The sequence below is a fragment of the Photorhabdus machadonis genome (genome assembly GCF_052657765.1).
The window spans coordinates 4934474-4952492 of record NZ_CP199761.1 but is presented as its reverse complement, the minus strand read 5'-3'; the positions used below and the strand labels follow the sequence as shown (position 1 = coordinate 4952492).

The following is an 18019-nucleotide window of genomic DNA, read 5'->3' as shown; positions in this document are numbered from 1 at the left end:
AAATGCGAATTATTGTTTATGGCAGCTTACGGCGCAAACAGGGCAATCATCACTGGATGACCGATGCTCAATGGTTAGGGGATCATAAGCTGGAAGGTTATGAGCTGTATGACCTTGGGCATTATCCTGCGGTAATCCGTGGTGACGGAAGTATTGAATGTGAGGTATATCGCATCAACTCAACTATCCTGACAGAATTAGACGATTTAAAAGATAATTCTCGGGAGTATGTAAGGGAGTTGATTCAGACGCCATATGGCAGTGCATGGATATATCTTTATCAGTTTCCGGTAACCGGTTTACGGCGGATAAAAAGCGGTGACTGGTTAAAGCGCCACGCAGAAGAGTAAATAAAAATCCCTTTTTATCATGATAAAAAGGGATTATGACATTAAAAAACCTCTGCCGGTGATGTTCCACAGAGGTTTTTTAATTATGCGTATAAAGAGGGATTATTGCTTAGCAGCACGTTCGAAAGAGGCGATAATTTCTGCTTTAGCCGCTTCGGCATTATCCCAACCATCAACTTTAACCCACTTACCTTTTTCCAGATCTTTGTAGTGCTCAAAGAAGTGAGTGATCTGAGCGCGCAGCAATTCTGGCAGATCGTTCACATCTTTAATGTGATCATATTCTTTGGTCAATTTGCTGTGCGGAACTGCAACCAGTTTGGCATCTTCACCTGATTCGTCAGACATTTTCAGAACGCCAACTGGACGGCAACGGATCACAGAACCTGGTTGCAATGGGTATGGAGTTGGAACCAGAACATCAACTGGGTCACCGTCCAGAGATAGAGTATTGTTGATGTAACCATAGTTGCATGGATAGAACATGGCGGTAGACATAAAACGGTCTACAAACAGCGCACTGGATGCTTTATCAACTTCATATTTAATTGGATCTGCGTTGGCAGGGATCTCAATAATGACATAGATGTCTTCAGGCAGTTCTTTCCCTGCCGGTACTAAGTTCAGGCTCATGAAAGTTTCCTTTATTTCAAATCAGAATGGAGTGGGAGGCTATTATAGCTAGAATGATGATGAAGTGGAACGCTGGGTTGAGATGGTTTTGTTTCCATGCATCAGTAATACCATCATAGTGTTGTGAGATATGAATCTTGATATAAACTTATATTAATTAGTTACAATATAAATTATCTCATTCCGGTAATTTTTTATTTAATTTTATTTAAATGGAAGTTATTTTTTTCTAATGTGGTTGGTAGATTCACATAATAAGTTAACATATAAAGAATAAAGGCTATTTTATATATTAATGACATTGGGAATATGGATGAATTCGGAGAAGGTATTTACTATGGAAAGGATGAAGGCTCAGATATCCAGTCGTCATCTTTTAATAGAATTAACGAGGGAATTACGTTATTCTCTTTATTTTTTCGGTGATGTTAATGTAAGGTCAGAATATATTTCTGCTGATTATTTTTTGGATGAATTTATTTCTTTGTTACAAAATATAATGAATAAATCCATATCACAGCGTCAGAGTGCTACACTCATAATATCAAGGAACTTGCAGAACGAATATGAGGTTAAAAATATAGGAATTTCAGAGGTCGTATCTGAATCTCTATTTGATAACTATTTTTTTAAAATTAAAAAGCATTATACACCCAGAAATTATATTCGTGATCAGGTAAAGAAATGCCTTAATAAAGAAGAGAAAATTGAGCTATTATTACCAATTTTATCAAGAAAACCTTTTTCACCTATTAAAAACCGTGGCGGTTTGGCTGATTTGGCAGAGATTCAGACTATTATCCGTTGCGCTAAACTTGGGCATTTGACTAATAATCTTTCCCCTACAGGGTGTAAATTTACGATCTTATCGGATGGGTTAAAATATAATCGCGCTTGCGGTACTCCTTCCCATATTGTACAGGAATATCAAAATTCTATTATTTTTTGGATCAAAAAATTAGGAGTTGAAGATGTAATCAACTTTCAGGATTATGAAAGTTGGATTGAGGAATATATGCCATCCAACCTAAACGTTCTTGCGGTGGTTTGAAAACTTTAGGGGCCTATGCTGATTTTTCTGAATTATATGCGATAGCCCGGTTACAGATGTTGTCAAAAGCATTGAATTTGGTGACTGGGAATAAGGTTTTAATTAAAGTCTTAACAGGGGGGAGTCGTTTTTGGCAAGCTCTTTTTACTCGTCCTGCATTGACTCGCGAATATGATAGGCAAAGAAATTCAATTGCGGAATATTTTTCTACAGAACAGAACCGAGTGATGTTTCTTCCATGGACTGAAGAGAATTTTTATCAAAATGAAAGTATTGAAATATTAAAAAGAATTTCTTTTAATTAATGGAAACATTCGCCATGAATATTGCTCAAAAGAAAAATATCATATGGTTGGCGTTAGGGCAGGGGTTGACGGGCAGCATCATTTCATTACTGACACTATCATCAACCTTAGTTGGCGTACAACTGTCCCCTATCCCTGAATTAGTGACATTACCGGTTACCGGGACAGTTGTAGGTGCAGCGCTGATGATTTATTTCGTTTCGGCTTTGATGGAAAAGTTTGGGCGGCGGTCTGCTTTTATTATTGGATCAATGTTGGGATTATCAGGGTGTTTGATTGCGGGTGGTGCGCTTTTGTGGCACAGCTTTGCCTTTTTTACTGTAGGAACCTTTGTACTTGGTGCTTTTAGTGCATTTAACCAATACTACCGTTTTGCCGCTGCTGAAGTTTGTGAAGATGGTGAAAATAAAAAACGAGCTATTGCTTGGGTTGTAGGTGGAGGGGTAATGGGCGGTTTTTTGGGGCCGTTTGTTGCCAGCCAGGGGGTAGAGTTATACCCTGAATATCCTTTCTTTGGTAGTTTCGTTTTCGCTGCTTTAATTTGCTTGCTTACCGCGATTGTTCAGGCGCAACTGATTTTGGGTGACACAGTGGCTAAAGGTTCCGTAGGGAAGGATATGCGCCCCTTATCTGTATTACTTAAAGATAGAGCTTTCTTAATGGGCACTGCCAGCTGTGCAATTGCGTTTTCCGTTATGACGTTATTAATGAATTCAGCACCATTAGCAATGCATCATCATCATTTTTCGATAGCAAATAGCGCTGTTGTACTGCAATGGCATTTTGTCGCTATGTATTTGCCTGCATTGTTATTGGTAGGATTGGTAACAAGGTTAAGTTCTCAGATAATCATTGTGTTGGGAATAATAACCAACCTTATTGGTATCCTGCTAGCATATAGCGGTACTTCATTTTTCCATTTCCTTAGTTCGCTTATCATGTTTGGTGTTGGCTGGGCTTTCATGTTCAATGGCGGAACTTTCTTATTGAATGCTTTTTCTCATTCTATTCATAAATCCCGTATTCAAGGAATCAATTCTCTGATTACATATTTATTGAATGCGATGGCATCACTATCAGTGGGTGGTGTAATGGCCGTGGGAAATGGGTGGGGAATCGTTAACACTATTGGATTAGTTGGTGTGATAGCGTTGCTGGTTATTCTATTGGTAAATAAATGGAAAAAATGATTTTTTCTGGCGTGTAGCTACCGGTATAGATATAAATGATAAAGCGGCGGGAAATCCCGCCGTCTTTTCATAATTAACCGATGAAATTACTCATCTGGAAATTCAGCCATAAAACTTTCGGCTTTCTCTACCATTGATTTACTGCCAACAAAGAAAGGTACGCGCTGATGCAGTTTGGATGGGATGATATCCAGAATGCGGTTGGCGCCATTACTGGCTTTACCGCCGGCTTGTTCGGCCAGAAATGCCATTGGGTTACATTCATACAGCAGACGCAATTTTCCTGATGGATGGCTGGCGGTACTTGGATAAATATAGATTCCGCCTTTCAGCAGGTTGCGGTGGAAATCAGCAACTAACGAACCGATATAACGTGTGGTGTAAGGACGCTGAGTCTCCTCATCCTGTTCCTGGCAATATTTAATGTATTTCTTCACGCCCATAGGGAATTTGATGTAATTCCCTTCGTTGATGGAATACATATTGCCTTTGGGGGGGAACTGGACTTTCTCATGAGAAAGACAGAATACGCCGAGTGAAGGATCATAAGTAAAGGCATGCACACCGCAGCCAGTGGTATAGACCAGCATAGTTGAAGAGCCATAAACAACATATCCGGCTGCAACCTGGCGGTTACCCGGTTGCAGGAAATCTTCTTCAGTGACGGGTTTGCCGACAGGTGTAATACGGCGGTAGATAGAGAAGATAGTACCAACGGAAACGTTTACATCAATATTTGAAGAACCATCCAATGGGTCCATCAAAACAACATATTTTGCATTTTCAGCGCGGTCGCCTTCAAAAATAACGATATCGTCTTCTTCCTCGGAAGCGATACCGGCAACTTCACCGCGTGCTTTCAGTGCTGCTTTGAGTTTTTCATTAGCATACAGGTCCAGTTTCATCTGTACTTCGCCTTGGATATTGGACGCACCGCTGGCCCCCAAAATATCCACTAAACCGGCTTTGTTGATATCACGGTGAATGATTTTTGCTCCGAGCTTAATAGCGGAAAGCAATGCAGTGAGTTCACCTGTGGCATGAGAAAAATCGTGCTGCTTTTCGACGATGAATTCGCCTAATGTTTTCATGACGAAAGTCCTGAATGTGATTTGATAGTGGTTTTAGAATGTCCATTGCACTCTTACGCGGGCAGTTTAGCCAAAGAAAGGGATGATTCATAGGCTATTCCATTTCTTATCTTGCTTTTGATGGTTAGAATAGTGGCTAACTTCATGCTATGGAATGGGAAATCAATGCGTATTCATATTCTTGGTATCTGCGGTACTTTTATGGGTGGACTGGCAATTTTGGCACGTTCTCTCGGCCATGAGGTAACCGGTTCAGATACCAATGTTTATCCACCAATGAGTACCTTACTAGAAAAACATGGGATTAGCCTAATTCAGGGATATGATCCGGCACAATTGGATTCTGTGCCAGATATGGTCATCATCGGTAATGTCATGAGCCGTGGAAATCCTTGTGTAGAAGCTGTGCTGGAGCGTGGGCTCCCTTATACCTCTGGCCCTCAATGGCTGCATGATTATGTCTTGCCGGAGCGTTGGGTTCTGGCGGTTGCAGGGACTCATGGCAAAACAACAACCGCCAGCATGTTGGCTTGGATTCTGGAAGCCTGTGGCTATAAACCGGGTTTCTTGATCGGTGGTGTTCCTGGGAATTTTGCCGCATCAGCTCAGATCGGAGAAAGCCCGTTTTTCGTGATAGAAGCCGATGAATATGACAGTGCTTTCTTTGATAAACGATCTAAATTTGTGCATTACAGCCCACGTACGCTGATCATGAATAATCTCGAATTTGATCATGGGGATATTTTTGGCGATCTGGCGGCTATTCAGAGACAGTTCCATCATCTTGTCAGGATCATTCCGGCTAGTGGCAAGATCTTTGTTCCAGATAACGATATGAACCTGAAGCATGTCTTGTCTATGGGGTGCTGGAGTGAATTGGAGCTGGTGGGTGAAACTGGCCGCTGGCTGGCAAAAAAAATAAGTACAGACAGCAGTGATTATCGGGTGTTTTATGGTGGTGAAATTGTTGGAGAGGTGAATTGGTCACTGGTTGGTGAACATAATATGCGTAATGGGCTGATTGCGATCGCAGCTGCACATCATGTTGGTGTCCAGCCAGCCGATGCCTGCCGTGCTTTGAGCGATTTTATGAATGCTCGTCGCCGCCTTGAACTACGTGGTGAGGAAAATGGCATCACCGTTTATGATGATTTTGCGCATCACCCAACAGCAATTCTGGCGACACTGGAAGCTCTACGCAGTAAGGTTGGCGGAACGGCCCGTATTCTTACTGTGTTGGAACCGCGTTCAAATACCATGAGAATGGGCGTTAGTAAGAATGAGATTGCGCCAGCGCTGGGGCGTGCTGACAAAGTGTTCTTATTCCAGCCGGCTAATATTAAATGGCATGTATCAGAAATTGCAGATCGCTGTGTTCAGCCTGTGCATTGGAGTGCTGATATCGATTCACTGGTACATATGATTATTGATAAGGCACAAAAGGGCGATCATATTTTGGTTATGAGTAATGGTGAATTTGGTGGTATTCATGAAAAATTACTGTCTGAGCTGAATAAAAAAACTTATCAATCCTGAAAATGGTGGCAGGAAAATGAATCGCGCCATGTTGGCGCGTTTATTCAAAGTTCTTGCTCAAATAATCCAAGGATTGCTTCACGTAGTTGCTCTGCCGTGAAACCTCTGGCTGGTGTAGTGAAAATGGTGTCGTCACCAGCGATACTGCCAAGTATACCTTCTGCTTTACCAAGAGAATCTAACAGGCGAGCAATAAGTTGAGCAGCGCCAGGGCTTGTGCGGATCACAACAACTGAATGGTTGTAATCAACATCTAATACCAGGTTTTTTAGTGGGCTAGTGGCAGTAGGAACGCCAAGCTCAGCAGGAAGACAGTAGACCATTTCCATTTTGGCATTACGGGTGCGAACAGCACCAAATTTAGTCAGCATTCTGGAGACTTTGGATTGATTAATATTCTCAAAACCTTCTTCCAGCAAGGCGGTAACGATTTCTCCTTGAGAGCTAAATTTTTCTTCTTTCAATAACGCCTTGAAAGCTTTTACTAAATCTTCCTGTTTAGAGGGAGTACGCATATTTCACCATATTCAATCAGCTATGAAGATCATATTATGCATATAGATGATTTTTTATGCAATTAAAATGATTTTTTAACCATTATTGTATGGTATGAATAAGTCTTATGCTATATAGAAATTCAAAAAACATGAATATGAGAATTTGCTTTTTTTGGGCTGGTCATCAGGTAAATATATTGTTAATGAAATGATGTTGTTTGGTGTTGTGGCTGGGTGTAAGGTATTTAGCGGGTTATTTCATAAAATCATAAGGCAATTATCAAAATAGTGTCCATTATCTCATTAACAGATAAGCATTTTGCCTAGAATACGGCGACTTTTGCGTCCCGCTATTAGAGTGTAAGTCCACAATTTGGCTGTTAACAGATTGTTTTCAAGAACGTAGTAATCTATGGTTTATAACCAGATGAATTCACAGTATTTTAAAGTATAAACGATTTAAGGAGTATCAGGATGAAAGTTGCAGTTCTCGGTGCAGCCGGTGGTATTGGTCAGGCTCTTGCTCTTCTACTAAAAACCCAGCTTCCTTCAGGTTCAGAACTCTCTTTATATGATATCGCTCCAGTGACACCTGGGGTGGCTGCTGATTTGAGCCATATCCCAACGGATGTGAAAATTAAGGGTTTTGCTGGTGAAGATGCAACGCCAGCGTTGGAAGGAGCGGACGTTGTATTGATTTCTGCAGGTGTTGCTCGTAAACCAGGCATGGATCGTTCAGATCTGTTTAATGTTAATGCGGGTATCGTTCGTAATCTGGTAGAGCAAGTGGCTAAAATGTGTCCGAAAGCACTGATTGGGATTATTACTAACCCAGTCAATACAACTGTAGCTATTGCGGCCGAAGTGCTGAAAAAAGCGGGTGTATATGATAAAAACCGCCTGTTTGGCGTAACAACTCTGGATATTATCCGCTCTAATACTTTTGTTGCTGAATTGAAAGGTAAAAAACCGCAGGAAATCGAAGTACCGGTTATCGGTGGTCACTCTGGTGTGACGATCCTGCCTCTGTTGTCCCAAATCCCTGATGTGAGCTTTACTGATGAAGAGTTGGCGGCCTTAACTAAACGTATTCAGAATGCAGGTACTGAAGTCGTTGAAGCTAAAGCTGGTGGTGGATCTGCAACTCTGTCTATGGGACAAGCTGCGGCTCGTCTGGGCCTTTCTTTGGTCCGTGGCTTACAGGGCGAAAGCAATGTTGTGGAATGTGCCTATGTTGAAGGTGATGGCAAATATGCACGTTTCTTCGCTCAACCGATTCGTTTGGGTAAAAATGGCGTAGAAGAGCGTCTGGAAATTGGCAAATTGAGTGATTTTGAACAAAAATCACTGGAAAGCATGTTGGACGTATTGAGAAAAGATATAGAATTAGGCGAAAAATTCATTAATAACTAATTGATATATTTTATAAATATAAAATATATACTTATGAAATAATAAAAACCGCTGGTATAACGAATTACCGGCGGTTTTTATTTAACGAATATAATTCGTTAGCTAATTATTTGTTTGTTCACGTATTTTCCTTTCTAATAATTCTCCAGTATTTGGATCAAAATAACGACTAGGCCAAATCTCTGAAGGGTGTATTTCCAGATAATTCGCAATTATCCATTCTCCCTTTGGCCATGGGCGGGACAGTGCATTAGCGAGTGTAGATGAGCTCAGTCCAGCTTTGCGTGATACTTCAGCTAAGGTTGTTCCCCGCTTGCGTAAAGCTGCAATTATGTCGGCAGGATGCCAATCAGATTTCCTTGAAATCATTTTTAATCCTTTTTTTATTAAATTTGATGCTATGTTAGTGGTATAAATAACAGGTCTGCATGAGAGCAATAACGAACTGAAACCTGTTATTGAGAAATAAAATAGCATTATTTTTCTAAAAATATTTCCAAATTTTTTCTTAAAAACTTCTTTTTTGAACTTGGTTACAAAAATAGAGAAACGTGATGAAAAAAGAGTGGTTTTCGGCCAAGGAATTGATTGGCGTGGGTGAGTTACCTGAATCACCACAAGGAGTTAATGCCAGAGCAAAGCGCGAGGAGTGGTTATGTCAGAAAAGGCGAGGAGTACAAGGCAAGGCAATCGAATATCACTATTCCTGTTTTCCAGAGACGACCATTGCAGCACTGGCGTTTCATGAATCATCTTCTGAGTATCAGGTGCAGAAACAAGATCCTTTATCGATTTGGGTTGGTGCTTTCCACCAGTTGTCAGAATCTGAGAAACAGGCTGTGACAGCCATGATTTTACGAGACGGTATCAGAAGTTTTTTGGAAAAACTTTCTATTATTTAACTCATTTTTGGAAATTAAAAATGCCAATTAACTTGGCTTCTTCTTCATTATCTCGGTGCAAAGTGAGAAGAAAAGTATGAAAAAAGAATGGTACTCAGCTAAAGAGCTGGTTGGTATTGCCGGGCTTCCTTCTTCGCCACAGGGAATAAATCTGATGGCAAGGCGGGAAGGATGGGAATATAGACGTAAACTGGGTGTTCAGGGCAAGGCTCTTGAATATCATATAAATAGTTTGCCTGAAGATGTACTTAATATGTTATCCGTAGGGGAAAACACGGTTGATTACGTGAACAAACGGCAGGACCCATTCTTAATCTGGGTTGAAGCTTACTATCAACTGACTAAAGTTGAGCGGGAAAAAATTGTGAAATTCATTCTTCGGGAAGGACTGGCAAAACTTATTGGTTATATTGATGTTGGTGTTGAAGATGTAGAAAAAAACCTGGAGGCAGATTAACCCCAGGTTTTGCTGCCATCAATTAAGAGAGGCGTTGTACGGCGATATGTGCTAACCCCACAAGTGCTTGCTTGTATGGGGAGCTTTCCAGCACCTGTAAAGCAGCAATGGCTTTATCTGCTTCTTCCTCTGCTCGCTTGCGAGTATATTCCAGCGAACCGCACTGTCTCATTGTGGTCAATACTGTTTCGAGTAAATGGCGGCCATTACCTTTTTCAATTGCTTCACGGATAAGTGCTGATTGTTCTGGACTACCATGATTCATCGCGTGCAGCAATGGTAATGTTGGTTTACCTTCATTGAGGTCATCGCCGGTGTTTTTGCCTAATGTGTCGCTATCAGCATCATAGTCCAGCAAATCATCTATTAGCTGGAATGCGGTGCCTAAATAACGTCCGTAATCTTGTAAAGCAGCTTCCTGTTCTGGTGTCGCGTTGGAAAGAATCGCAGAAGAGTGGGCGGCAACTTCAAACAGCCGTGCTGTTTTACTGTAAATCACGCGCATATAATCGTCTTCGGAGATATCTGGGTCATTGCAGTTTATTAACTGTAAAACCTCGCCTTCCGCGATAACATTAGTTGCTTCTGACATCAGTTTAAGAACCCGCATAGAGTTAAGCGTCGTCATCATCTGAAACGAACGGGTGTATATAAAATCACCAACCAATACACTGGCCGCATTACCAAAAGTGGCATTGGCGGTGGCTTTGCCACGTCGCATATCCGATTCATCCACAACATCATCATGTAACAAGGTCGCTGTGTGGATAAATTCAATTAAAGCGGCAACTGTAATATGCCTATCACCCTGACAACCTAATGCCCTGCCAGCGAGAATGGCAATAATTGGGCGGATGCGTTTTCCACCGCCACTGATTATGTAATAGCCCAGTTGATTTATAAGAGTAACGTCAGAATTCAACTGGCTAAGAATGGCTTCATTTACCGCTGCCATATCATCAGCGGTTAGCTTGATAATAGATTCTAAATTCATGTTTTTTCGGCTATAGGTTCTAATGCAGAGCAGTGTTCATATTAACATTATAATAGTTATCGCTGTGTCTTGATTGTACTCGAAAAACAGTTCAAATAAATGACAATTCAGAAACTATGTTTTTTTATCATCTGCTCTAATTCTGCTCTTGTCTTCTTAGGCTTTTTTGCGTAGAATTCGCGCCCTATTATGAATATTTATAGCGCGCTCTGGAATGATATTTAGGGGGCGTGCGGAAAGCGGAGTTTATATGTACGCGGTTTTCCAAAGTGGTGGTAAACAACACCGAGTCAGCGAAGGTCAAACAATTCGCCTGGAAAAGCTGGACATCGCAACAGGTGAAACTGTTGAGTTTGACCAGGTTCTGATGGTCGCTAATGGTGATGACATCAAAATCGGCGCTCCTGTAGTTGAAGGCGTTAAAGTCAAAGCTGAAGTGGTTGCCCATGGTCGCGGCGAGAAAATTAAAATCGTTAAGTTTCGTCGTCGTAAACACAGCCGTAAGCAGCAAGGCCACCGTCAGTGGTTCACTGATGTTAAAATCACTGGCATCGCTTAAGATTTAGGAGAGCAGATTAATGGCACACAAAAAGGCTGGCGGCTCAACTCGTAATGGCCGCGATTCTGAAAGTAAACGTCTGGGTGTAAAACGTTTTGGTGGCGAGTCTGTATTAGCAGGCAGCATCATTGTTCGTCAACGTGGTACTAAATTCCACGCTGGCACTAACGTTGGTTGTGGTCGTGACCATACCCTGTTCGCATTAGCTGACGGGAAAGTTAAGTTCGAAGTTAAAGGCTCGAAAAACCGTAAATTTATCAGCATCGAAGCTGAATAAGTTCTTCGAGTTATAAACCGAATCAGAAGCCCTGCAATGCGTTGCGGGGCTTTTTATTATTCTGAATACGCCATCTCTGGGTAAAACAGCCGTCCAGCACGATAATGGCTATCATACGGAGAAAAAATATGAAATTTGTAGATGAAGCCAGAATACTGGTTGTTGCGGGGGATGGTGGCAATGGTTGTGTCAGCTTCCGTCGTGAAAAATATATTCCGAAAGGTGGGCCAGACGGTGGTGACGGTGGAGATGGTGGAGATGTTTATCTGCTGGCAGATGAAAATCTCAACACACTGATTGACTATCGTTTTGAAAAGTCTTTCCGGGCGGAACGCGGGCAAAATGGTCAAAGCCGTGATTGTACAGGCAAGCGTGGTCAGGATATTACGATTAAAGTACCTGTTGGTACGCGTATCCGCGATGTAGCAACCGGTGAGGTTCTGGGCGATATGACTCGTCATGAACAGCGTCTGATGGTAGCGAAAGGTGGGTTCCATGGACTGGGTAATACCCGCTTTAAATCTTCTGTTAACCGGGCTCCTCGTCAAAGAACAATGGGGACTTCAGGTGAAACCCGTGAATTGACGCTGGAACTGATGTTATTGGCAGATGTTGGTATGCTGGGGATGCCAAATGCGGGTAAATCCACATTTATCCGTGCTGTTTCCGCCGCTAAACCAAAAGTTGCAGATTATCCATTTACAACTCTGGTACCAAGCTTGGGTGTAGTAAGGATGGATAACGAGCAGAGTTTCGTGGTTGCTGATATTCCAGGGCTTATTGAAGGTGCTTCCGACGGTGCTGGCCTGGGTATTCGTTTCCTGAAACATTTGGAACGTTGTCGGGTGCTGCTGCACTTAATTGATATTTGCCCTGTTGATGAATCAGATCCTGTCGAAAATGCCCGGATTATTGTCAATGAGCTACAGCAATACAGTGAAAAATTGGCAGAAAAACCACGCTGGTTGGTATTCAATAAAGTTGATCTGTTAGAACCAGAAGAAGTTAAACAGCGTACGCAAGCTATTGCTGATGAATTAGGCTGGGAAGGCGATTTTTACATGATCTCAGCGATAAATCGTCTGGGGGTTAAAGAGCTTTGTTGGGATATTATGGAGTTTATGAAAACCAAACCTCGTAATATGAGTACAGCAGAAGACGAAGCTCAGCCTGAGAAAGTTGAATTCATGTGGGATGATTACCATAAAGAGCAACTGGAACAGGTTTCGGAAGCAGACGATGACTGGGATGACGATTGGGACGAAGATGACGATGAAAGCGTTGAAGTTATTTATAAACGTTGACTCTCCTGATCTTTCATTAATAGCGAAGGGTGCCACCTATTTGTGGCACCGATTTTATTAATTGTGTTGGTATAAATCTTTATACAATCTGCTTTCGAACCGCACCAAAGGAATCCGGCGGTTGCGATGATCTTTTGGCGGTACAGCATAAGCAGAAATAAATTGTACGAAGGCCACTCGCTGACCGCTGGCAGTGGTTATAAAGCCCGCTAAATTATACACTCCTTGCAGGGCACCGGTTTTAGCCGAAACTTTCCCGTTTACTCCTGCTTCATCTAATCCTCCCCGGTATCTTAGAGTACCGTCATGACCTGCTAATGGCAGCATGGAAATGAAATCTAATTCTTGATCATGTTGAGCAATAAACTGCAATATTTCCATCATGGTTGCTGGGGTAATTAGATTATGGCGGGATAATCCTGAGCCATCTACCATCACGGTATTTTCCAAGTCGATACCTGCTTTTTGTTTCAATACTTGTCGTACTGCATCAGAGCCTGAACGCCAGGTTCCTGGTATATCAAAGTGTTGTCGGCCTATTGTCCTGAATACGGTATCCGCGATCATATTGTCAGATTTTTTCAGCATTATTTTCAGCAGATCATGTAATGGTGCTGATTGATTCTGAGCCAGAACTTTACCCGGCTCAGTTGGTAAGCTTTGGCGTTTGAGGTTGCCTGTGATTTCAATTCCCGCAATTTGCAGTTCGTTTTTGAGAACTGCCCCCGCATAGCTGGTTCCATTCTGAATAGCGAAAGCTAATGGTAATGGTTCGCTGCGCTGAATAAGACATCCGGTGAGTGTAAAGCGATTGAGTTCTCCTGGAACGACATCTAATTCACAGTACTGGCCTTCAGGAGCGCCTTTTACTAATGTTTTAACTTCACTGAATATATTCACTGGATAAAAGGATGCGACACGGATGAATGCAGTATCACCGGGACGTTCTGCACTATACAGTGAAACGGAAAAACAATTTCGATCCACGATTGCGGCAGCGGGTGGTGCACTAAAACATTGGGTCATGTCATTCCATACCCAACCAGGAGCCTTATCGTGGCTGGCAAAAGCGGAAACATCTATTAAAAGATCCCCGTCAATTTTTTTCACGCCAGCTTGGCTCAAAACTATAACCATATTGCGAAGTTGTTGACGGGTCAATGTTGGATCACCGACAAAACGAGCGATTAAATTCCCTTTTAAAATACCGTTTGAAATTTTGCCATGACTTTCCAATGTGGTGATAAAGCGATAGTCTTTTCCCAGTTGTAACAATGCTGCAAGCGCTGTGACAACTTTCAACGTACTTGCTGGCAGAGCCATTTGCTGCCCGTGATAATCAATTACCGGGGTACTGGAGCCAATTTTCTGAGCGATTAACGCAAGATTAGTGCCATCAGGCAGATATTGCGTATATTCCTCGACAGGTGTGGCGTTTGCGTTGGCGGTAGCCAAGTACAGATAGGTAACGCAAACCAATTTGCTGGCAATTTTAAAGAAGGACATAAATTTCGCATATGGATGTGGACATGCCACAATACTAAGGCGCAACGAGGGGGAAAGTAAACGATGACCCATCATCAAGTCTACGTTAGAATGATATATTAATAGGTAGAATATGACTGTGAACTCTGGGTAGCTCGTAGGTTCACATTATTGTTTATTGTCTGGAAGCCCGCCCGACAAGGCGTGCTCATTGTGCTGTTATCTGAAAACATCAGGATGATGCTTGTTTTTTGCTCAGGAAAGATTTAGAGGATTAATAAATGAAACAGATTCCAATGACGGTACGTGGCGCGGATAAGTTGCGCGAAGAGTTAGATTATCTAAAGAACGTACGCCGTCCAAAAATTATTTCAGACATTGCTGAAGCGCGTGAACATGGTGATCTGAAAGAAAACGCGGAATATCATGCAGCTCGTGAACAGCAAGGTTTCTGCGAAGGCCGTATTCAGGAAATCGAAGCTAAGCTTTCTAATGCACAAGTGATTGATGTCACAAAAATGCCCAAGACTGGGCGCGTTATTTTTGGCGCTACAGTTACAGCTTTGAATATAAATACGGATGAAGAGCAGACTTACCGGATTGTGGGTGATGATGAAGCTGATATTAAAGAAAATTTAATTTCAGTGAATTCACCAATTGCCCGTGGTTTGATTGGTAAAAAAGCTGATGATGTTGTTATTATCAAAACGCCAGGCGGTGAAGTTGAATATGAAATCCTGAAAGTTGAATATATTTAAACTTCAGAATCAGCCTGTTGCTATTGATTTCTATTAGGTAAAGTTACACAAAAATCGTAGAGAAGGTAAAAAAGGCCGGATATGGCCTTTTTTACCATAATCATGCGCATGGCATTTTTATATAAATGTGGTTTGATTATTTAGGTAAAATAATTCTGCGTTCTTTCGATTGGCGGTAAAGAACCAGTGTTTTTCCGATAATTTGCACATTATATGCACCAGTTTCGCGGACAATTGCATCGGCGATCAAATTTTTGATTTCACGATCTTCGCCTGCGATTTTGACTTTGATAAGCTCATGGTGTGCCAGCGTTTGTTCAATTTCAGCCAACACGCCCTCAGTCAAACCGTTGTTACCAATCATGACGACAGGTTTTAATGGATGAGCGAGACTTTTCAGGTGTTGCACTTGTTTTTTGTTAAGAGTCATTGTTTTTTTGCTTAGTTAGGATTGAAAACGGGACATTCTACCGCCATCTCATATCTATCACCATAAATAGTGTGTTGTGGTTTTGGTGTGCGGAGCAATAGATATCTGGCTCTTTATTAGTATAGTTGGAAAGGACAATGACCAATAAAAAACGTTCGGCAAGCTCCAGCCGCTGGTTACAAGAACACTTTAGTGATAAATATGTTCTTCAGGCACAGAAAAAAGGGCTTCGCTCTCGCGCTTGGTTTAAACTTGATGAAATTCAACAAAGTGACAAAATTTTTAAGCCCGGCATGACCGTTGTCGATTTAGGCGCCGCCCCTGGTGGATGGTCTCAGTACGCAGTGAGTCAAATTAATGAACATGGGCGGGTGATTGCCTGTGATCTTTTACCGATGGATCCAATTGTCGGAGTCGATTTCCTTCAGGGCGATTTTCGTGATGAACTTGTATTGAAAGCATTGCTTGAGCGAGTTGGTGATAACAAAGTCCAGGTTGTCATGTCGGATATGGCACCCAATATGAGCGGAACACCTGCGGTCGATATTCCTCGATCCATGTATCTGGTTGAATTGGCGTTAGATATGTGTCGTGATGTGCTGGCCCCTAGGGGGAGTTTCATTGTCAAAGTGTTTCAGGGAGAGGGCTTTGATGAATACCTGAGGGAAATTCGCTCCCTGTTTACGAACGTGAAAATTCGTAAGCCAGACGCTTCGCGGGCACGATCGCGTGAAGTATACATTGTAGCGACAGGGCGGAAACTATAGTACCCTGAATGCTATTTGTTAACACAGTTGTAATATGAGGTTAATCCCTTGAGTGACATGGCGAAAAACCTGATTCTCTGGTTAGTTATCGCAGTTGTGCTGATGTCGTTATTCCAGAGTTTTGGTCCCAGCGATTCCAATAGTCGTAGGGTGGATTACTCTACCTTCATCAATGAGTTAGCCCAGGATCAGGTGCGCGAAGTTCGTATCACAGGTCGTGAAATTAATGTGAGTAAGAAAGATAACAGCAGATACACCACTTACCTACCAATACAGGATGAAAAACTGCTTGATACGTTACTGAATAAGAACGTGAAAGTGGTTGGTGAACCGCCGGAAGAACCAAGCCTGCTAACTTCTATTTTCATTTCTTGGTTCCCGATGTTACTGCTTATCGGGGTCTGGATTTTCTTTATGCGTCAGATGCAGGGTGGTGGCGGTAAAGGGGCAATGTCTTTTGGTAAAAGCAAAGCCCGTATGCTGACAGAAGATCAGATTAAAACCACTTTTGCTGATGTTGCTGGTTGTGACGAAGCGAAAGAAGAAGTCGGTGAACTGGTGGAATATCTGCGTGAGCCAGGCCGCTTCCAGAAATTGGGTGGAAAAATCCCAAAAGGTATTCTGATGGTCGGGCCTCCAGGTACGGGTAAAACTTTGCTGGCAAAAGCAATTGCCGGTGAGGCAAAAGTGCCATTCTTCACTATTTCTGGTTCTGACTTTGTTGAAATGTTTGTCGGTGTTGGCGCATCCCGTGTTCGTGATATGTTCGAACAAGCGAAGAAAGCAGCACCTTGTATCATTTTTATTGATGAGATTGATGCAGTAGGCCGTCAGCGTGGTGCCGGTTTGGGTGGTGGTCACGATGAACGTGAGCAGACTTTGAACCAGATGCTGGTTGAGATGGATGGTTTTGAAGGTAACGAAGGTATTATCGTTATTGCCGCAACTAACCGCCCTGACGTACTTGATCCGGCGTTACTGCGCCCTGGGCGTTTTGACCGCCAGGTTGTTGTCGGTCTGCCAGACGTACGTGGTCGTGAGCAGATTCTGAAAGTTCATATGCGGCGGGTTCCTTTGGATACTGATGTTGATGCTTCTGTCATTGCGCGCGGTACTCCGGGATTCTCTGGTGCTGATTTAGCGAATTTGGTGAATGAAGCTGCTTTGTTTGCTGCCCGTGGCAACAGACGTGTGGTTTCTATGGTTGAATTCGAAAAAGCGAAAGACAAAATCATGATGGGTGCGGAGCGCCGTTCCATGGTGATGACGGAAGAGCAAAAAGAATCAACCGCTTATCATGAAGCAGGGCATGCCATTATTGGTCGTTTGGTTCCTGAGCATGATCCTGTTCATAAAGTTACCATTATTCCTCGTGGTCGCGCTTTAGGGGTGACTTTTTTCCTGCCGGAAGGGGATCAGATCAGCGCTAGCCGTCAGAAACTGGAAAGCCAGATCTCAACCTTATACGGAGGCCGTCTGGCAGAAGAGATTATTTATGGTCCAGACAGTGTTTCTACTGGTGCATCTAACGATATCAAAGTTGCAACATCGATTGCCCGTAACATGGTAACACAGTGGGGTTTCTCGGAAAAACTTGGCCCATTACTTTATGCGGAGGAAGAAGGAGAAGTGTTCCTCGGGCGTTCAGTTGCGAAAGCTAAACATATGTCTGATGAAACGGCTCGTCTGATCGATCAGGAAGTTAAAGCGATTATCGACCATAACTATCAACGTGCCCGTGAGATTCTGATGGACAACCTTGATATTTTGCATTCGATGAAAGATGCGTTGATGAAGTACGAAACTATTGATGCACCTCAGATAGATGATTTAATGAATCGTACGAATGTGCGCCCGCCAGCAGGATGGGAAGATGGTAACGGTGGCAACAATAACGGCCGACCAGCAAGTAATACGCCATCTCCACAGGCTGCAAAACCAACTGATGATACCAATACGTCGGTACCAGATGGTGAGCAATCAGGAAATAAAGATCAGTAATTGTTCATTAGTCCGATAG

The 18019-nt window shown here is 42.5% G+C and carries 21 protein-coding genes; 14 read left to right on the top strand and 7 right to left on the bottom strand.

Annotation, left to right across the window (positions count from 1 at the left end; translation table 11 throughout):
- The first annotated feature begins 2 nt into the window (after nucleotides 1–2).
- On the top strand, nucleotides 3–350 hold the full coding sequence (locus ACUN2T_RS23810; RefSeq protein ID WP_445495355.1) for a gamma-glutamylcyclotransferase family protein: 348 nt from the start codon (nucleotides 3–5) through the stop codon (nucleotides 348–350).
- 102 nt (nucleotides 351–452) lie between these two features.
- Here ACUN2T_RS23810 and ppa read toward each other — a convergent pair whose 3' ends face one another.
- Nucleotides 453–983: an inorganic diphosphatase gene (gene ppa, locus ACUN2T_RS23805; RefSeq protein ID WP_445495354.1), complete on the bottom strand. Its 531-nt coding sequence runs from the start codon at nucleotides 981–983 to the stop codon at nucleotides 453–455.
- A gap of 337 nt (nucleotides 984–1320) precedes the next feature.
- Here ppa and ACUN2T_RS23800 point away from each other — a divergent pair, with 337 nt between their 5' ends.
- The 3 genes from ACUN2T_RS23800 to ACUN2T_RS23790 are packed head-to-tail and all read left to right on the top strand — an operon-like array spanning nucleotide 1321 to nucleotide 3529.
- Complete coding sequence (locus ACUN2T_RS23800) at nucleotides 1321–2034, top strand: L-tyrosine/L-tryptophan isonitrile synthase family protein (protein WP_445495353.1); 714 nt, start codon at nucleotides 1321–1323, stop codon at nucleotides 2032–2034.
- On the top strand, nucleotides 2031–2339 hold the full coding sequence (locus ACUN2T_RS23795) for a hypothetical protein (RefSeq protein ID WP_445495352.1): 309 nt from the start codon (nucleotides 2031–2033) through the stop codon (nucleotides 2337–2339). Before ACUN2T_RS23800 ends, ACUN2T_RS23795 begins: the two co-directional genes overlap by 4 nt.
- 14 nt (nucleotides 2340–2353) lie before the next feature.
- Complete coding sequence (locus ACUN2T_RS23790; protein ID WP_445495350.1) at nucleotides 2354–3529, top strand: MFS transporter; 1176 nt, start codon at nucleotides 2354–2356, stop codon at nucleotides 3527–3529.
- 86 nt (nucleotides 3530–3615) lie between these two features.
- Here ACUN2T_RS23790 and fbp read toward each other — a convergent pair whose 3' ends face one another.
- A complete protein-coding gene (fbp, locus tag ACUN2T_RS23785) occupies nucleotides 3616–4620 on the bottom strand; it encodes a class 1 fructose-bisphosphatase (RefSeq protein ID WP_445495348.1) in 1005 nt (334 codons plus the stop codon).
- 165 nt (nucleotides 4621–4785) lie between these two features.
- Between fbp and mpl the strand changes: the two genes are divergently transcribed.
- Nucleotides 4786–6156: a UDP-N-acetylmuramate:L-alanyl-gamma-D-glutamyl-meso-diaminopimelate ligase gene (gene mpl / locus ACUN2T_RS23780; RefSeq protein WP_445495347.1), complete on the top strand. Its 1371-nt coding sequence runs from the start codon at nucleotides 4786–4788 to the stop codon at nucleotides 6154–6156.
- Between the two features lie 44 nt (nucleotides 6157–6200).
- Here the strand turns inward: mpl and argR are convergent, their stop codons facing one another.
- Nucleotides 6201–6671 (bottom strand): transcriptional regulator ArgR, encoded by a 471-nt coding sequence (gene argR, locus ACUN2T_RS23775; RefSeq protein ID WP_445495345.1) that lies wholly within the window; start codon nucleotides 6669–6671, stop codon nucleotides 6201–6203.
- Between the two features lie 456 nt (nucleotides 6672–7127).
- Here argR and mdh point away from each other — a divergent pair, with 456 nt between their 5' ends.
- Entirely contained in the window at nucleotides 7128–8066 is a 939-nt protein-coding gene (gene mdh / locus ACUN2T_RS23770) for a malate dehydrogenase (protein ID WP_445495344.1), read from the top strand.
- A 102-nt stretch (nucleotides 8067–8168) separates the two neighbouring features.
- Here mdh and ACUN2T_RS23765 read toward each other — a convergent pair whose 3' ends face one another.
- Nucleotides 8169–8435 carry a helix-turn-helix domain-containing protein gene (locus ACUN2T_RS23765; RefSeq protein WP_036770439.1) on the bottom strand — a complete coding sequence of 89 codons (267 nt, stop codon included), beginning with the start codon at nucleotides 8433–8435 and terminating at the stop codon, nucleotides 8169–8171.
- Nucleotides 8436–8620: 185 nt separating this feature from the next.
- On the opposite strand from ACUN2T_RS23765, the gene ACUN2T_RS23760 reads away from it, so the two are divergent.
- Nucleotides 8621–8968, top strand: a complete 348-nt coding sequence (locus tag ACUN2T_RS23760; RefSeq protein ID WP_445495343.1) for a DNA-binding protein — start codon at nucleotides 8621–8623, stop codon at nucleotides 8966–8968.
- A 76-nt stretch (nucleotides 8969–9044) separates the two neighbouring features.
- Nucleotides 9045–9425 (top strand): DNA-binding protein, encoded by a 381-nt coding sequence (locus tag ACUN2T_RS23755; RefSeq protein ID WP_445495341.1) that lies wholly within the window; start codon nucleotides 9045–9047, stop codon nucleotides 9423–9425.
- A gap of 22 nt (nucleotides 9426–9447) precedes the next feature.
- On the opposite strand, the gene ispB is transcribed toward ACUN2T_RS23755, so the two are convergent.
- On the bottom strand, nucleotides 9448–10419 hold the full coding sequence (gene ispB / locus ACUN2T_RS23750; protein ID WP_445495340.1) for an octaprenyl diphosphate synthase: 972 nt from the start codon (nucleotides 10417–10419) through the stop codon (nucleotides 9448–9450).
- 250 nt (nucleotides 10420–10669) lie between these two features.
- Here ispB and rplU point away from each other — a divergent pair, with 250 nt between their 5' ends.
- From rplU to cgtA, 3 genes are all read left to right on the top strand, one after another.
- Entirely contained in the window at nucleotides 10670–10978 is a 309-nt protein-coding gene (rplU, locus tag ACUN2T_RS23745) for a 50S ribosomal protein L21 (RefSeq protein ID WP_015836119.1), read from the top strand.
- 19 nt (nucleotides 10979–10997) lie between these two features.
- Nucleotides 10998–11255 carry a 50S ribosomal protein L27 gene (gene rpmA, locus ACUN2T_RS23740; RefSeq protein ID WP_445495339.1) on the top strand — a complete coding sequence of 86 codons (258 nt, stop codon included), beginning with the start codon at nucleotides 10998–11000 and terminating at the stop codon, nucleotides 11253–11255.
- A 128-nt stretch (nucleotides 11256–11383) separates the two neighbouring features.
- Nucleotides 11384–12559, top strand: coding sequence for an Obg family GTPase CgtA (gene cgtA, locus ACUN2T_RS23735; protein WP_445495338.1), 1176 nt, complete (start codon nucleotides 11384–11386; stop codon nucleotides 12557–12559).
- A 57-nt stretch (nucleotides 12560–12616) separates the two neighbouring features.
- Here the strand turns inward: cgtA and dacB are convergent, their stop codons facing one another.
- Complete coding sequence (dacB, locus tag ACUN2T_RS23730) at nucleotides 12617–14065, bottom strand: serine-type D-Ala-D-Ala carboxypeptidase (RefSeq protein ID WP_445495337.1); 1449 nt, start codon at nucleotides 14063–14065, stop codon at nucleotides 12617–12619.
- Between the two features lie 260 nt (nucleotides 14066–14325).
- On the opposite strand from dacB, the gene greA reads away from it, so the two are divergent.
- Nucleotides 14326–14802, top strand: coding sequence for a transcription elongation factor GreA (gene greA / locus ACUN2T_RS23725; RefSeq protein WP_133813828.1), 477 nt, complete (start codon nucleotides 14326–14328; stop codon nucleotides 14800–14802).
- A 136-nt stretch (nucleotides 14803–14938) separates the two neighbouring features.
- Here the strand turns inward: greA and yhbY are convergent, their stop codons facing one another.
- Nucleotides 14939–15232, bottom strand: coding sequence for a ribosome assembly RNA-binding protein YhbY (yhbY, locus tag ACUN2T_RS23720; RefSeq protein WP_445495336.1), 294 nt, complete (start codon nucleotides 15230–15232; stop codon nucleotides 14939–14941).
- 137 nt (nucleotides 15233–15369) lie between these two features.
- On the opposite strand from yhbY, the gene rlmE reads away from it, so the two are divergent.
- Both rlmE and ftsH read left to right on the top strand, forming a co-directional pair.
- Nucleotides 15370–15999, top strand: coding sequence for a 23S rRNA (uridine(2552)-2'-O)-methyltransferase RlmE (rlmE, locus tag ACUN2T_RS23715; RefSeq protein ID WP_445495335.1), 630 nt, complete (start codon nucleotides 15370–15372; stop codon nucleotides 15997–15999).
- Nucleotides 16000–16047: 48 nt separating this feature from the next.
- On the top strand, nucleotides 16048–18000 hold the full coding sequence (ftsH, locus tag ACUN2T_RS23710; protein WP_445495334.1) for an ATP-dependent zinc metalloprotease FtsH: 1953 nt from the start codon (nucleotides 16048–16050) through the stop codon (nucleotides 17998–18000).
- The last annotated feature ends 19 nt before the right edge of the window (nucleotides 18001–18019 follow it).